14 protein-coding genes are annotated in these 15,699 nt (G+C 65.7%); 7 read left to right on the plus strand and 7 right to left on the minus strand.

Annotated elements, in window-relative coordinates; all coding sequences use genetic code 11:
- Both BLW40_RS11180 and BLW40_RS11185 read right to left on the minus strand, forming a co-directional pair.
- Nucleotides 1–254 (minus strand): IS5/IS1182 family transposase (locus BLW40_RS11180; RefSeq protein ID WP_074768779.1); only part of this gene is annotated, 254 nt, incomplete at its 3' end.
- 97 nt (nt 255–351) lie between these two features.
- Complete coding sequence (locus tag BLW40_RS11185) at nt 352–1,074, minus strand: formylglycine-generating enzyme family protein (protein ID WP_074768584.1); 723 nt, start codon at nt 1,072–1,074, stop codon at nt 352–354.
- A 140-nt stretch (nt 1,075–1,214) separates the two neighbouring features.
- On the opposite strand from BLW40_RS11185, the gene serB reads away from it, so the two are divergent.
- A complete protein-coding gene (gene serB / locus BLW40_RS11190; protein WP_074768586.1) occupies nt 1,215–2,129 on the plus strand; it encodes a phosphoserine phosphatase SerB in 915 nt (304 codons plus the stop codon).
- A gap of 73 nt (nt 2,130–2,202) precedes the next feature.
- Complete coding sequence (locus BLW40_RS11195) at nt 2,203–2,916, plus strand: glycosyltransferase family 2 protein (protein ID WP_074768588.1); 714 nt, start codon at nt 2,203–2,205, stop codon at nt 2,914–2,916.
- A gap of 21 nt (nt 2,917–2,937) precedes the next feature.
- Here the strand turns inward: BLW40_RS11195 and BLW40_RS11200 are convergent, their stop codons facing one another.
- Nucleotides 2,938–3,444: a ferritin-like domain-containing protein gene (locus BLW40_RS11200; protein ID WP_074768781.1), complete on the minus strand. Its 507-nt coding sequence runs from the start codon at nt 3,442–3,444 to the stop codon at nt 2,938–2,940.
- A 213-nt stretch (nt 3,445–3,657) separates the two neighbouring features.
- Between BLW40_RS11200 and BLW40_RS11205 the strand changes: the two genes are divergently transcribed.
- Nucleotides 3,658–5,163: a leucyl aminopeptidase gene (locus tag BLW40_RS11205; RefSeq protein ID WP_074768590.1), complete on the plus strand. Its 1,506-nt coding sequence runs from the start codon at nt 3,658–3,660 to the stop codon at nt 5,161–5,163.
- A gap of 7 nt (nt 5,164–5,170) precedes the next feature.
- Nucleotides 5,171–6,640 (plus strand): leucyl aminopeptidase, encoded by a 1,470-nt coding sequence (locus BLW40_RS11210; RefSeq protein ID WP_074768592.1) that lies wholly within the window; start codon nt 5,171–5,173, stop codon nt 6,638–6,640.
- A gap of 3 nt (nt 6,641–6,643) precedes the next feature.
- Here BLW40_RS11210 and BLW40_RS11215 read toward each other — a convergent pair whose 3' ends face one another.
- Nucleotides 6,644–7,576 carry a glycosyltransferase family 2 protein gene (locus tag BLW40_RS11215; protein ID WP_074768594.1) on the minus strand — a complete coding sequence of 311 codons (933 nt, stop codon included), beginning with the start codon at nt 7,574–7,576 and terminating at the stop codon, nt 6,644–6,646.
- A gap of 48 nt (nt 7,577–7,624) precedes the next feature.
- Between BLW40_RS11215 and BLW40_RS11220 the strand changes: the two genes are divergently transcribed.
- On the plus strand, nt 7,625–8,104 hold the full coding sequence (locus tag BLW40_RS11220; RefSeq protein ID WP_074768596.1) for a DNA polymerase III subunit chi: 480 nt from the start codon (nt 7,625–7,627) through the stop codon (nt 8,102–8,104).
- An 18-nt stretch (nt 8,105–8,122) separates the two neighbouring features.
- On the opposite strand, the gene BLW40_RS11225 is transcribed toward BLW40_RS11220, so the two are convergent.
- Together BLW40_RS11225 and BLW40_RS11230 are read right to left on the minus strand one after the other, a co-directional pair.
- Nucleotides 8,123–9,754: a sensor histidine kinase gene (locus tag BLW40_RS11225; RefSeq protein WP_280139911.1), complete on the minus strand. Its 1,632-nt coding sequence runs from the start codon at nt 9,752–9,754 to the stop codon at nt 8,123–8,125.
- A 180-nt stretch (nt 9,755–9,934) separates the two neighbouring features.
- A complete protein-coding gene (locus BLW40_RS11230; RefSeq protein ID WP_074768598.1) occupies nt 9,935–11,815 on the minus strand; it encodes an ABC-F family ATP-binding cassette domain-containing protein in 1,881 nt (626 codons plus the stop codon).
- 178 nt (nt 11,816–11,993) lie between these two features.
- On the opposite strand from BLW40_RS11230, the gene ndk reads away from it, so the two are divergent.
- Nucleotides 11,994–12,416 (plus strand): nucleoside-diphosphate kinase, encoded by a 423-nt coding sequence (gene ndk / locus BLW40_RS11235; RefSeq protein WP_074768600.1) that lies wholly within the window; start codon nt 11,994–11,996, stop codon nt 12,414–12,416.
- Between the two features lie 466 nt (nt 12,417–12,882).
- Nucleotides 12,883–13,764 carry an RNA polymerase sigma factor RpoH gene (rpoH, locus tag BLW40_RS11240; protein WP_074768785.1) on the plus strand — a complete coding sequence of 294 codons (882 nt, stop codon included), beginning with the start codon at nt 12,883–12,885 and terminating at the stop codon, nt 13,762–13,764.
- Nucleotides 13,765–13,964: 200 nt separating this feature from the next.
- Here rpoH and BLW40_RS11245 read toward each other — a convergent pair whose 3' ends face one another.
- Nucleotides 13,965–15,668 carry a cation:proton antiporter domain-containing protein gene (locus BLW40_RS11245; RefSeq protein ID WP_244511152.1) on the minus strand — a complete coding sequence of 568 codons (1,704 nt, stop codon included), beginning with the start codon at nt 15,666–15,668 and terminating at the stop codon, nt 13,965–13,967.
- Nucleotides 15,669–15,699 lie beyond the last annotated feature (31 nt).

Genomic DNA, 15,699 nt, shown 5'->3' on the forward strand with positions numbered 1-15,699 from the left:
GCCGAAGCCAGCGCATGAAATATGTTCTGCCAGATGCCCTTGTCGCCCCAGCGGACGAAACGGTTATAGAGCGTCTTGCGCGGTCCATAAGCTGAAGGGGCATCGACCCAGCGACATCCTGATTTCAGGACATGGATGATCCCGCTGATGACACGCCGGTCATCTACCCGTGCCTTGCCCCGCGTATCGGTCGGAAGATGCGAGGCAAGCCGCACAAACTGCTCGTCCGTCAGCCAGAAAAGATGATCGTCCATTCAAGGGCTCCTTTAGGATTCCTTGAATCACAAAGCTTCTCCCAAGAAAACATTTTTATGGGTCCTGACCCTAGGGTGCGATAAGTGTCACCGCACCCTACGGGATTTCGCACAGAACCCGGATGCCGATATTATAGCTCCACTGGCGGGAATCGTTGCTGGCGCGGGACTCGGCCCGCGACATCTTCGAATAATAATACCACGACCCGCCTTTGATCACCCGGTCGCGGCACTCTGCCCCGTTGCCCCGATCCGAAATGGGGCGAGCGCAACTCGCGGTCCATTCCCACACATTGCCGTTCATGTCGTACAGCCCCCACGGATTGGCGGCGAAGCTGGCGACCGGGCGGGTGCCGTAAGGCGGCGTGTCGCCCAGGCAATCGCGGCAATTGGCCCGGCCCCGGTCGGGAGACTCTCCCCACCAGAAGCCGGTCGTGGTTCCGGCACGGGCGGCATGCTCCCACTCGACCTCGGTGGGCAGGCGGCAGACCCGGCCCAGCTTCGCCCCCAGCCAGCCCGCATAGGCGGTGGCGTCGTCCCAGGTGACGTTGATCACCGGGCGGTGTCCCCGGCCCCAGCCATGATCGTCCTGGCCTCCAGGGCAGGCGCGCTCGGCGACGCAGGCCCGCCACTGGTCGAAGCTGATCTCGGTCCGGGTCAGGGCAAACGGGTGGGGGATCGCGGGCGGAGCGGCCGGAACGATCGCCAGCGGCGGGCAGGACGGGCAGGGGGAACCGTCCGCTCCGGCGGTGGCGAGGGGGACGACCGCCAGGGCCGGAGCCAGCAGGATCGGCAAGAGGAACCGGACTTTGGCCGACATCGCGCATCCTTTCCCGCCAGTTTCTCGCGGGTGGGAGCGATTGTCACGACCCTAAACCGGCTTCACGCTTGCCAAGGCGGCTCGGGGCGCAGTAAAGGGTGGGGCTTCTCCCCACCCGCCTTCCTTCCAAGGACCCCCCGATGGAAAACGTGCTGACCCTGATCGCCGGACATGGCTTGGCCGGTCTCGACGGCTCGCTTGTGTCCGAAGTCCGGGGGGCGCTGCGGGCGCTGGGGGCCGAGGTCGGCCAGCCCGATTGGCTGTCGCCCGACCGGGCCTGCGATCTGGTCTTTTCCGGCCTGTCGACCGCCGACGCCGACGCGATCTCGCTGCGTATTCTCGAAGGGTGGGGCGTCGATGTCGTCGCCCAGCCCGTCATCGGGCGGCGCAAGCGCCTGCTGGTCGCCGACATGGACTCGACGATGGTCACCGGCGAGACGTTGGACGAACTGGCCGATTTCGCCGGGCTGAAGGACCGGATCGCCGGGATCACCGCGCGGGCGATGAATGGCGAGATCGGGTTCGAGGACGCGCTGCGCGAACGGGTCGGGCTGTTGGCCGGGCTGCCGGAAAAATGCCTGGAAGCGACCTGGGAACGGATCGAGTTCACCCCCGGTGCCCATGCCCTGGTCGCGACGATGAAGGCGAACGGGGCGATGGCGGTGCTGGTGTCGGGCGGGTTCCGCTTTTTCACCGGGCGGGTGCGGGAATCGTGCGGCTTCGACCGCGACATCGCCAACGAACTGATCGTCGCCGATCAGCGGCTGACCGGGCAGGTCGGCGCTCCGATCGTCGGGCGCGAGACCAAGCTGGCCACCCTGATCGCCACCGCCGCCGAACTGGGGATTTCAACCGCGCTGGCGGTGGCGGTCGGCGACGGTGCCAACGATCTCGACATGCTGCGCGAGGCCGGGTTGGGGGTGGCGTTTCACGCCAAGCCGGTGGTGGCGGCCGAGGCGCGCGCCCGGATTGATCATGGCGACCTGACCGCCTTGCTTTATGCGCAGGGCTATCGGGACGAGGATATCGTCCTGTCTTGTGGCGGTGCCGGTTGACAAGACGGCTGGTTTTCCGAATAACCGGAACACGAATTTTGTCGCGTCATAAATTTCATTTGGGAATTCATCGATGAGCCAGGCCCGACTTTCCGTGGTTATTCCTTGTTATAACGAGGAGAAAACCCTGGATTCTATCGTCGAGCGAGTGTTGGCGGCGGATCGCTGCGGGCTGGGGCTGGAAATCGTCATCGTCGATGACGGGTCCAAGGACCGCTCGGTCGCGGTGATGCGCGACCTTGCCGCCCGCCATGCCGAGATCGTCGTCGTCGAGCACGGAATCAACCAGGGCAAGGGGGCGGCGCTGCGGAGCGGCTTCGCCCGGGCGCGGGGCGATATCGTGCTGGTCCAGGACGCCGACCTTGAATACAGCCCGATCGACTATCCCAAGCTGCTAAAGCCGTTTCTCGACGGCCGCGCCGATGTCGTGTTCGGCTCGCGCTTCAAGGGCGGCGAGGAAACCCGGGTGCTGTATTTCTGGCATTCGGTCGCCAACCGGGTACTGACCCTGGCCTCGAACATGTTCACCGACCTCAACCTCACCGACATGGAGACCTGTTACAAGGCGTTCCGCCGCGAGGTGATCCAGAGGATCAGGCTGGTCGAGAACCGGTTCGGCATCGAACCCGAGATCACCGCGAAGATCGCCCGCCTTACCCCCCGCCCGCGGGTCTACGAGGTGGGGATCAGCTATTCCGGCCGCACCTACGAGGAAGGCAAGAAGATCGGCTGGCGCGACGGGTTCCGCGCCCTGTACTGCATCTTGCGCTACAACCTCGCGCGCTAAGGGAAGCCTTCCGCCCGGGGGTCAATCGGCGACGATGGCGTCGTCGGGATCGTCGGCCCAATCGGCGTCGGGGCGCGGCACGCTGGTGATCCAGCGTTCCAGTTCCAGGACGTGCTCTTCTTCCTCTGCGGCCATTTCCGCCGCCAACCGCCGGATTTCGGCGGTTTCGCCGTCCTTGGCCCGGGCGGCGTAGAAATCGCGGCCGCGTCGTTCGTTGTCGAGGGCGAAGCTGAGGGCGTGATAGGGCGTCATCCGGTAATGGGTGCCCTCAACCGCGCCGACTTCGGGCGGTTCCAGGCTGTTCCAGCGGTATTGCCACGATTTCAACTCGGGCAATTCGTGCGGAACGGTGCGCTCGGCGACCGAGGCGGCGTGACGACGCGAGAATTCCGACATCTGCCGGAACAGGTCCGCGACCTCGGGATTGTTGTGAACCTCCATCGTATCGGCCAATTCGTCGTAGCGATCGGCCGCTTCGTTCTCCATCGCCAGGGCATGGGCGAGGAAAGTGGCAACCTTGGTCGGCATGTCGGGCATCCTCCGTGCGGGATAGGCGCGATCGCGACCCGCGCCGCCGGTGCGGACCGAGTCAATATCAGTATGCGCCAAGCTGCGGGGTGAGGCCAACACCCTAGGGAGGGGGGTGACTTTCGTCTGCTCATCGTGACAGGCGGATGAATGAGGTCTAAGCTTGGCCCAATCGCTTCTTCCCCTTCCTTTTCTTCCCCCGCGAGGAGCTTCATGAAGATTGCGTTTTCCAAGCCGTCGCTGCCCGCTCAGGGCGCCGTGGTCGTCGCCGTCGCCGAAGGCGGACTTTTGTCCGCCACCGCTCAATCCCTTGATGCCGAGACCAAGGGCAGCCTGGGACGGGCCATCGCCGCCAGCCGCTTCGAGGGCAAGAAGGGCCAGAGCCTGACCTTGCTGGCGCCTGCGGGCCTTGCCGCCTCGCGCGTGCTGCTGGTCGGGATCGGCAAGCCCAAGGATTTCGATGCCCAGGCCGCCCAGGCGTTCGGCGGCAATGCCGCCGCCGCTCTGCTGTGCTCGGGCGAGACCGACGCGGCGATCGTGGTCGATGCCTTCCCGGCCCAGCCGCTGTCTGCGGCCGAAGTCGCTGCCCAGGCCGCCTTTGGCGCCCGGCTGCGCTCTTATCGCTTCGACAAGTACCGCACCAAGGAAAAGAAGGACGAGAAGCCGTCCCTGAAGCGGCTGACCCTGCTGGTCGAGCCCCTGGCCGAGGCGAAATCCTCCTTTGCCCGTCTCGACAAGCTGGCCGAGGCGATCGACTTCACCCGCGATCTGGTCAGCGAACCCGCCAATATCATCCACCCGGAAAGCCTCGCCGCTCAGGCCGAAACCCTGGCCGAGCTGGGAGTCGAGGTCGAGATTCTCGGCGAGAAGCAGATGCGCAAGCTGGGCATGGGGGCGCTCTTGGGCGTCGGCCAGGGCTCGGAACGCGAATCGAAGCTGGTGGTGATGCGCTGGCAGGGGGCCGAGGATGCCAAGGCCGCCCCGGTCGCCTTCGTCGGCAAGGGCGTCACCTTTGATTCCGGCGGGATCTCGATCAAGCCGGCCGGCGGCATGGAAGACATGAAGTGGGACATGGCCGGATCGGCCACCGTGATCGGCACGATCCGCGCCCTGGCCGCCCGCAAGGCCAAGGTCAACGCCGTCGGCGTGGTCGGACTGGTCGAGAACATGCCGTCGGGCACCGCGCAGCGTCCCGGCGACGTCGTCACCTCGATGTCGGGCCAGACCATCGAGGTGATCAACACCGACGCCGAGGGCCGGTTGGTTCTCGCCGACGCGCTGTGGTACACCCAGGATCGCTTCAAGCCGAAATTCATGGTCGATCTCGCCACCCTGACCGGGGCGATCATCATTTCGCTCGGCCATGAATATGCCGGTCTGTTCTCGGGCGATGACCGTCTGGCCGATCGTCTTGCCGCAGCCGGAAAGGCAGTGGGCGAGCCGTTGTGGCGGCTGCCGCTGGGCGATGCCTATGACAAGCAGATCAAGTCCGACATCGCCGATATGAAGAATGTCGGCGGGCGCGAGGGCGGCTCGATCACCGCCGCCCAGTTCCTGAAGCGCTTCACCAACGACGTGCCGTGGGCTCATCTCGACATCGCCGGGACGGCGTGGTCGAAGAAGGACACCGCGACCTGCCCGAAGGGAGCGACCGCGTTCGGCGTCCGTCTGCTCGACCGTCTCGTCGCCGATCATTACGAGGATAAGGGGAGCAAGTAGTCTGCCCGTGCGTATTTCCTTCGCCCGGCCGTCAGAGGCTCCCCTGGCCGGAACCGTCGCCGTCGGCCTGGGTCGGCGGCGGCAAGCGGGGGCGGCGTTTGCCGCCCTCGATCCCGACGGTCGGCTGCGCGGGACATTGAAGCAGGTCGGCTTTACCGGCGATGTCGGTGAGGCCGAGCTGTTTCTCGCCCCCACGCCGCCGCTCGATTGCCTGATCGTGCTGGGACTGGGCGGGGCCAAATCGCCCAAACCGGGACGGTTGCGCAAGATTGGCGGTGCTCTGCTCGACGCGTTCGACGAATCCGGCGCGGTCAACGCCTTGGCCGCGCTCGATCTGCCGCCCGAGTTTGCGGCGGAGCTGGCCTATGGGCTGCGGCTGAAATCCTACCGCCCCTTGCGCAAATACCGGACCCGGCTCGATCCCGATGACGAGGACGACCGTCCCCCGCTGCTGGTGACGGTGACGATCACCACCGACGATCCGGAGCGGGCCGAGGCGTTGTTCGCGGCGCGCGACGCGGTGGCCCAAGGCGTGTTCCTCGCCCGCGATCTGACCGACGAACCGGCCAATGTGCTGGGGCCGGACGAGTTCGTCGCCCAGGCCCGCGCCCTGGAACGGCTGGGGGTCGAGGTGACGGTGCTGGACGAGGCCCAGATCGCCGCCGCCGGGCTGGGGTTGTTGGCGGCGGTGGGACAGGGCAGTGCCCGGCCGCCCCGACTGGTGCTGCTGCGCTGGCGGGGCGATGCCCGGCCGCCGCTGGTGCTGGTCGGCAAGGGGATCACCTTCGATTCCGGCGGCATCACCATCAAGGCCGACGACGACGAAATGGAGTTGATGAAGGCCGACATGGCCGGAGCGGCGGCGGTGATCGGGGCGATTCGCGCCATTGCCGGGCGCAAGGCCCGCTCTCATGTCGTCGGCGTGCTGGCGCTGGCGGAAAACATGCCGTCGGGCCGGGCGCAGCGTCCCGGCGACGTGTGGACCTCCGCCGCGGGCCTGACCGTCGAGGTGATCGACACCGATGCCGAGGGGCGGCTGGTGCTGGCCGATGCGCTGGCCTATGCCGCCCGGACGCTAAAGCCCCGGGCGATGGTCGATATCGCCACTCTGACCGGCACGGTCGAAGAGGTGCTGGGCGATTTCTATGCCGGTCTGTACGCCAATGACGACACATTGGCGGCGCGGTTGCTGAAACTGGGTAAGGCCGAGGCCGAGCCGTTATGGCGGCTGCCGATCACCGAATCCTGCGACGAGGACATCAAGTCCGCCATCGCCGATCTGCGCAATTGCTCGTGGGGCGAAGTGCCCGACAATGACGATGCCGCCCGCTTTTTGTGGCATTTCGTCCCGCCCGATCTGCCCTGGGCCCATATCGACATGGCCGGGAAGGAATTCGCCGACGAGGACGACCCGCTTTGTCCCGAATCCGCGACCGGGTTCGGGGTGCGGCTGTTCGACGCCTTGGCCGGGGGATAGGCGCTATCGCCTCGGCCGCGGCGCGGCCTGGACGTCAAAGGCGATCGCCTGGATCAGCAATTGGAAGCCGATGATGATCGGCATCGCCACCAGCATCACCGTGCCGGGCGAGCGTGGCAGCCCGGTCTCGATCGAATGGACCCATTCCACCGCCCCGATTCCACCGCCGAACAGCAGCAGCGGCAGGGCGATCAGCAGATAGAACGAGGCGAGGTTGAAGTCGGCGACGAAATAGCGGATCAGCAATCGCCGCATAAATCCCTTCAACAGCAACGGCGGGAATTCGAACGCCACCTTCGACACCGACAACGACGACACCTCGTTGCCGTAGCGGGCGGGAATCGCGACGTCTTCGACCGCCATGCCGGAAATGCCGAGTTGAATCAGCACGTCGCTCTCGAAGAAATAGCGTTGCGACAGCCGGTCCAATTCCAGTTCGGACAAGGCGCGGCGATGGATCGCGGTAAAGCCGTTGGTCGGGTCCATCACCCCCCATTGCCCCGAGGCGGCCTTGACCAGGAAGGACAGCGCCGAATTGCCGATCAGCCGGACCACCGGCATTGATTTCAGGGCATGGAAGTGCAGGAAGCGGTTGCCCTTGGCGTAATCGGCGCGGCCCTCGGCCAGCGGCGAGATCAAGCGGGGCAAATGGGCCGGGTCCATCTGTCCGTCGCCATCGACCTTGACCGCGATGTCGCACTCAAGCTCCAGCGCGCGGCGATAGCCGGTGGTCACCGCGCCGCCGACGCCGCAATTGACCGGGTGACGCAGCACCTCGATCCGGGGGTCGGGGTAGGCGGCGGCGACGTCGCCCGATCCTTGTGGACAGCAATCGTCGATCACCAGGATGTGGCTGACTTCGGGCGGAATGGCGGCCAGAACCTCGGCGAGGTGAGGGGCGACCTTGTAGCAGGGAATGACGACGGCAACGCGCATGGCGGCGGATTATAGCCGCGCCGGAGCCGTCGTGCTAAGTGTTTGGTTATGACCCGGATCGGCTTTTATCATCTCACGCGCTGGCCGCTCGAACAGGCGCTGCCCCGCCTGTTGGAAAAGGTGCTGGCGTCGGACTTGCGGGCGGTGGTCCTGGCCGGGTCGCCCGAACGGGTTCAGGCGCTGTCCGACCGGTTGTGGACCTATCAGCCGGATTCGTGGTTGCCGCATGGCTGCGCCCGCGACGGCGAGGCGGCGTTGCAGCCGGTCTGGTTGACCCACGAGGAGGAAAACCCCAACGGCGCGACGGTGCTGGTCGCCTGCGACGGGGTGGTGCCCCAGGCGGTCGAGGGATTCGAGCGCTGCCTCGATATGTTCGACGGGACCGATCCGCAGGCGGTGGCGGCGGCACGGACCCGCTGGAAATTGTGGAAAGATTCCGGTCACGTCCTGGCCTATTACCAGCAAAGCGAAAGCGGCGGCTGGGTCGAGAAAGCCAGCACCGAGGCAAAGTCCACGTCCGAGCCTTAGCCGAATGCGGCGGGCGTTTCAGGTCGGGTCGGCCCTGGGCACGACAACGCCGAAGCACGAGCCCCGGCCGGACAGGGTCTGAACCTCAAGCGGGTGGTCGAGCAGCCCGGCCATCCGCCGCACCACGCCAAGACCGAGGCCAAGGCCGCGCGAATCGGCTGCCACGCCCGGCCGGTCGATCCGGGTGAAATCGTCGAATACCTTGGCGACCTGACTGGGCGGAATGCCGATGCCGGTATCCCACACCTGGATCGCGACATGGTCGCCGCGATGGCGGCATCCGATCAGCACACCGCCGGTTTCGGTGTAGCGGACGGCGTTGACCAGCAGGTTGCGCAACAGCCGTTCGAGCAGAACCGGGTCGCTGACGATCCGGGCCTGGGTCGGCACCGCGCCGATCGACAATCCCCGCGCGGTGGCTTCGGGTTCGATCTGATCGACCAGGGCGGCCAGCAGCGGCATCAGCCGGAAGGTGCTGAGATTGGGGGTGATCTTGCCCGCTTCCAGCGCCGAGACGTCGAGCAGCGAGCCGAGCAGCGAGTTGGTTGCCTCGATGCTGCGGCGCAATTTATCGACGACGGAGACGGTTGCCGGATCGGTGATCCGGGCGGACAGAACCTCGGCGAACATTCCCGCCGCTTGCAGCGGCTGACGCAGATCGTGGCTGGCGGCGGCGAGAAAGCGGGTCTTGCTCTCGTTGGCAAGGCGGGCTTCCTCGGCGCGGTGTTCGGCCTCTTCGGTCCGCTCCCGCACCCGCTGCTCCAGCCCGGCCAGGATCGCCTGCTCGCGTCCGATGCCGCGAAAAGCCATCATCGCCAGTCCGGCAACGGCGGTTCCGGCCAGCAGCAGGGCGAGACACAGTGCGCCCACCGTCGACCACCAGGGGGCCAGCACCTCGTCCAGCGACATTCCGGCGACGACGACGATGTCGTAATCCTTCAGCCGACGAAAGGTGTTGATCCGCTCGATTCCGTCGAATGGCGACGCGCCGACGATGGTTCCGGTCGGGGTCCGGCTGGCGGCGGTGAAGATCGCCCCGCCCTGGACCGAGCGATTGACGTAAAGTTCCGGGTTGGGTTGGCGCAGGATCAATCCATCGGGACCGGCGGCGGCGATCACGCCGCCCTGGCCCAGGACCAGGGAATTGTAGAAATTGGTGAAATAGATCGCGTGAATGCCGCAGGCGACGACGCCGATGAAATTGCCCTGATCGTCCGACACCCGGCGACTGACGGTGAAGATCAGATTGTTGCTGTAGCGGGCGAAGACCATCGGCGCGACGATCATCTCGGCCCCCTCGGCATGGGCTTTGAACCAGGGGCGGTCGGACAGGTTGACCGGCGATCCGACCACCGAGGGGATCAGCGAGGCGACGGTATCGCCGTTAATGTCGATGACGACGATGCTGCCGCGTTCCGGCAGGCTGGCCTGGAGATCGGCCAGTTGCTCCCGTTCCTGTGAATCGGTGATTCTACCGTGATGATGTGCCCGGGCGATCTCGGCCATCCGCCGCAACAGCATTTCGGTGGTGCCGAGCGTGCGGGTAAGAGTCTCGTCCAGCAACCGAGCCACACCAACAGTGTTCTCCTCGGCATTTTCAATTGTAGATTGCCGAAGGTGAACGAGGAAGCCGGTCGAGCCGAATAGCATCAAGGTCGTGACGAGAATGACCAAAAGGCGGAGGATGCCCTTCAATTCATCCGGAGGGCGAGCTTGCTTTGCGGGTGGAAAACGTGGGGCATTCGGCTTGATTTCGCCCACCGGTAGTCCCCTTGGTTGCGTCTTAAGGAGGATGCTATACCTCTGGCAGGGGGAGGGGAAGCCCAAGACTTATGTCGTGGCTTGCTCCAGCGCCTCATGGGCTTCCAGCCAGGACAATTCGGCGTCGGCGACCTTGCGGGCCAGATCGGCCTCGCGTCGGCGCAATTCGGTCAGGCGGGCGGGCGGCCCCTGATAAAGCGCGGGATCGGCCAATTGCGCGGCAATTTCGCTTTGCTGGCGGTGCAGGGTTTCCAACGCCTTTTCCGCGACCTGGGCCGCCTTACGCAGCGGTGCAAGCTGGGCGCGGGCCTCGGCGGCGGCGCGGCGGTCGGCCTTGCGGTCGGTGGCGTCGGCGGCACGGTCGGGCTTTGCCTCGCGGCGGGCGTCGCGGGCGCGGTCGAGCAGCAGGCGGCGGTACCCGGCCAGATCGCCGTCGAACGCGGTGACGCAGCCGTCGCCGACCAGCCACAGCCGGTCGGCGGCCAGTTCGATCAAGTGGGGATCGTGGCTGATCAGCACCACCGCGCCGTCATAGGCGTTCAGCGCCGACACCAGCGCCTCGCGCGCGTCGATGTCGAGATGGTTGGTCGGTTCGTCGAGGATCATCAGATGAGGGGCGTCGCGGCTCATCAACGCGAACAGCAGTCGCGATTTCTCGCCGCCGGACAGGTTGGCGACCTTGACGTCGGCGCGTTCCTGCTCGAAGCCGAACCGGCCCAACTGGGCGCGGACCTTCGAATCGAGCTGCCCCTTCATCAACTCGGCCATATGCTCGAACGCGGTCCGTTCGGCGCGCAATTCCTCGGTCTGATGCTGGGCGAAATAGCCGATCCGCAGCTTGGGCGGCTTGCGCAGGCTGCCGCTCAACAGCTTCAACCGGCCCGACAGCACCTTGGCCAGGGTCGATTTGCCGTTGCCGTTGGCGCCGAGCAGGGCGATGCGGTCGTCCATGTCGATCCGCAGGTCGAGCCCCTTTAACACCGCCTTGTCGCCGTACCCGGCGATGCCGTCGTCGATCGCCAGGATCGGCGGGCTCATCGGTTCGGGATCGGGGAAATCGAAGCTGACGGCGCGGTCCTCGACCACCGGGACCACCATCTCCATCCGTTCCAGCATCTTGACCCGGCTTTGCGCCTGGGTGGCCTTGGTCGCCTTGGCGCGGAAGCGGTCGATGAAGGCCTGGATCTTGCGGCGCTGCTCGGCCTGCTTGGTGAAGGCCTTGGCCTGCAATTCCATCCGGGCGCGGCGGGTCGCCTCGAACTGGTCGTAATTGCCGCCATAGGCAACCAGCTTGCCGCCGTCGAGATGGACGATGCGGTTGGCGACCTCGTTCAGCAATTCGCGGTCGTGGCTGATCACCACCAGGGTGCCGGGCCAGGAGGACAGATGGCTTTGCAGCCACAGCGTCGCTTCGAGATCGAGATGGTTGGTCGGCTCGTCGAGCAGCAGCAGATCGGGATTGGCGAACAGCGCCGCCGCCAGGGCGACGCGCATCCGCCAGCCGCCGGAAAAGTCCGATACCGGGCGGGTCTGCGCCTCGGCGGAAAAGCCCAGACCGGACAGGATCGCCGCCGCCCGCGCCGGGGCGGAATGGGCGTCGATCGCGCTCAGCCGTTCGTGAATCTCGGCGATGCGATGGCCGTCCTCGGTCGAGTCGGCCTCGGCCAGCAGGGTGGCGCGCTCGGTGTCGGCGGCCAGGACGCACTCGATCAGGCTGGTGTCGCCCTCGGGCGCTTCCTGGGCCAGACGGCCAATCCGGGCGCGGGGGCGCAAGACGATTTCGCCGCCATCGGGGTGCAGTTCGCCCAGGATCAGCTTGAACAGAGTCGATTTGCCGGTGCCATTGCGCCCGACAAGGCCAACGCGCTGGCCGGCGGCGATGTGAACGCCGGCCTGCTCGAACAAAGCGCGGCCGCCGTAGCGGAAGGTCAGATCAGTGATACGCAGCATAAGGCGTTGCTTAACACGGAAGACGGTGGTGGGCCAAAGCTTCCGTTGCTCCCGGGACGCGTTGGCGCTATAACGCGCCCGCTCCCCCACGCCGGCCGTGGGGAGAGGGATCGCTGCTGCACGTCCGTGGGGGGACGAAGGCGCGGCGCAAGCAACCGCCGACCAAGGAATCTCATTCATGGCTACCGAACGTACCCTGTCGATCATCAAGCCGGACGCGACCCGACGCAACCTGACCGGCAAGATCAACGCCCGCTTCGAGGAAGCCGGCCTGCGCTTCGTGGCGCAGAAGCGCATCCGTCTGACCAAGGAGCAGGCCGAGCAGTTCTACTCGGTGCATTCCGAGCGCTCGTTCTTCGGCGAACTGGTTGCCTTCATGATTTCCGGCCCGGTCGTGGTCCAGGTTCTCGAAGGCGACAACGCCGTCGCCCGCAACCGCGAGATCATGGGCGCCACCAACCCGGCCAATGCCGCTCCGGGAACGATCCGCGCTGATTTCGCCGAGTCGGTCGAAGCCAACTCGGTCCACGGTTCCGATTCCGCCGAGAACGCCGCGATCGAGATCGCCTACTTCTTCGCCGGTACCGAACTGGTCGGCTAAGTCCGGAGAGCGCTGCCTTCAGATGAAGGCGGCGCGTGCGGTCCTGACCCGATGCGTTTCACCCTCCAGAGTTCGTCTCTGGGGGGTGTTTTGCGTTTTGTCGGTGATTTGCCGTTATAAATCTTAATTTCTGCCCTGATCTTGCCATTTTCCTCAGGCGAGATACCGCTCGAGGACAGCGACGCTGCCTCCGTATTTCCACCCCCCTTGGGGAGGCGTTGTTGATTTCAATCGGTGCGTTCAGCATAATATGTGGGATCGCTTTTGACGGGGTCCGAGCGGAACCGTCGAAGCAGGGATGCTGTCACATGCGACGGGTCCCGGGTCATGTTGCTCGTGGGAGGATATGACATGATGACCATGATGTGCCCGAGCCGCGACTGATTGCCTCTTCACCTTTCCGCCATTGCCCGCCGCCTGTGACCGGCGCGGGACCAGACGATGACAGAAATCCAGGAGGATGATCATGTCGGTAGCAGCTCTTCCCGTTGTCGATGGCGACGACGGTCTGGCCAAATATCTCCGCGATATCCGCGCCTTTCCGCTCCTTGAGGCCGAGGAGGAATTCATGCTGGCCCGGCGCTGGGTCGATTACGAGGATACCGAGGCGGCGCACCGCCTGGTCACCTCGCACCTGCGCCTGGTGGCCAAGATCGCGATCGGCTATCGCCATTACGGCCTGCCCGTCGCCGATCTGATCTCCGAGGGCAATATCGGGCTGATGCGCGCGGTCAAGAAATTCGATCCCGATCGCGGCTTCCGCCTTGCCACCTATGCGATGTGGTGGATCAAGGCGTCGCTGAACGAGTTCGTGCTGAATTCGTGGTCGATGGTCAAGATCGGCACCCTGGCCGCTCAGAAGAAGCTGTTCTTCAACCTGCGTCGGATCAAGTCGCGGCTGCGCCTGCTCGAAAGCGGCGATCTCGCCCCCGAGCATGTCACCGCGATCGCCCGCGAATTGTCGGTCGATGAAAGCGACGTCATCTCGATGAACCGCCGGATGGCGGCCCGCGACGGCTCGCTGAACCTTCAGGTCGGCGAAAGCGGAACCGAGATTCAGGATTTGCTGGCCGACGACGCAGACAATCAGGAAACCGCTTATGGCCGCCGCGAGGAACTGAGCAAGGGCCGCGACCTGATCCGTCAGGCGCTGGAGGGGTTGACCGAGCGCGAACGCGAAATCTTCATCGAGCGCCGTCTGCGTGACGACCCCGCCACCCTCGAGGAACTGGGGCTGCGCTATGGGGTCTCGCGCGAGCGGATCCGACAGATCGAGGTCAAAGCGTTCGAGAAGGTCAAGACGCTGGTCAAAAGCGGGTTCCTGCCCGCCGCCGCCGTTCCGGCTTAATACCGGCGGCTCAATGAATTGACCCGCCATATTGCCCCTCGCCGGGCGGGCGCATCCGCGCCCTTGCCTGCCGCCTCAATGGCGGCCAGATACCGGCCAACAGGTCAAAACAAAGGTTGGCCGGTATAAGTCCCGGGTTTCGTCTCTTGGCCCCCGCCCCGGTTGCGACCGGGCGGGGGCCGTTCGTTTGTCCCTTGCCGTCAGCTCGCCAGCGCCGCGTCGTCCCGATCCGCGTCCGCGTGGCGCTGCGACGCGGTGAACCCGTCCAGAGCATAATCGGTCATTGCCAGCGCCAGTTGATGCTCGCCCATTACCGCGAGGCCGACGCCCTGACGCAGCAGATAATCCCGCTCGTGCTCGCTGTGGGTCCGGGCGACGATGTCGAGTTCCGGGGTCGTGGTCCGGGCGATCGCGACGACCTGACGGACCTGAAAGCCATCGGGAATCGCGACGACCAGCAACCGCGCCCGGCCGATATCGGCCTTGTCCAGCACGCCCGGCACGCTGGCGTCGCCATAGAGAACCGGCAGTCCCTCGCCACGCAGGGCGGTGACCAACTGACGGTTCTGTTCGATCACGACATAGGGAATCCGGGCGGAATCGAAGGCTTGCGCCACCGTCCGCCCGACCCGGCCGAAGCCTACGATCACGGCATGATCGCGGCGGCCGTTGTCGCTCGGCGCCGGGGGGAGGTCGGCCAGCCGGTCCTGGCCCGACCGCTCGATCAGGGCCAGCAGGCGGGGGTGGGCGCGCAGCCAGCGCTCCAGCGGTCCAATCGCCCAGAATAGCAGCGGGTTCAGAGCGATCGACAGCAGCGCTCCGGCCAGAATATAGGCCTGTCCCTCGGGCGGCAGCAGCCCCAGCGACAAACCCAGCGCGGCCAGGATGAAGGAGAACTCGCCGATCTGGGCCAGACTGGCCGAGACGATCAGCGCGGTCGAAACCGGATAGCGGAACAGCAGCACGATGGCGAAGGCCGCGAGCGACTTGCCGACGATGATGACGGCCAGCACCGCCAGCACCGCCAGCGGTTCCTCAAGCAGGATGCTGGGATCGAACAGCATCCCCACCGAAACGAAGAACAGAACGGCGAAGGCTTCCTTTAGCGGCATCGAATCGGCGGTGGCCTGATGGCTGAGGTCGGATTCGCTCATCACCACCCCGGCAAAGAACGCGCCCAGCGCGAACGACACCCCGAACAGCGCCGACGACAGATAGGCGATGCCGAGCGCGAGGGCGAGAACGGCCAGGGTGAACAATTCGCGCGATCCCTGTTTCGCGATCTGGTCCAGAATCCACGGCACCACCCGCCGCCCGCCGATCAGAACGATCGCGATAAACAGGGCAACCTTGGCCAGCGTCATTCCCAGCGCGGGCAGGATGTCGGCCAGATCCGCCGCACCCTGCGGGGCGTTGATCGCCGCCGCCAGCGGCGGCAGCAGGACCAGGGCGATCACCGTCGCCAGATCCTCGACGATCAGCCAGCCCACCGCGATGCTGCCGTTCAGGGTCTGCACCGCGTTGCGCTCTTCCAGGGCGCGGAGCAGAACCACGGTGCTGGCGACCGATAGGGCCAGTCCGAACACCAGCCCGGCCGGCAGACTCCAGCCCCAGACCGAAGCCAGCACCGCGCCGATGGTGGTCGCCACCGCGATCTGGGCCACCGCGCCGGGCAGCGCGATCCAGCGCACCGCCCACAATTCACGGACCGAGAAATGCAGCCCGACCCCGAACATCAGCAAGATGACTCCGATCTCGGCCAATTGCTGGGCCAGCCCGGAATCGGCGACAAAGCCGGGGGTGAACGGGCCTACGGCGATTCCGGCCAGCAAATAGCCGACCAGGGGCGGTAATTTGAGCTTTGAGGCAATCCATCCGCCGCCGAAGGCAAAAAGAAGGCTCATCGAGATTGTCGCGATCAGAGATGCTTCGTGA

It is taken from the genome of Magnetospirillum fulvum (assembly GCF_900108475.1).
Taxonomy (GTDB): Bacteria; Pseudomonadota; Alphaproteobacteria; order Rhodospirillales; family Magnetospirillaceae; genus Phaeospirillum; species Phaeospirillum fulvum_A.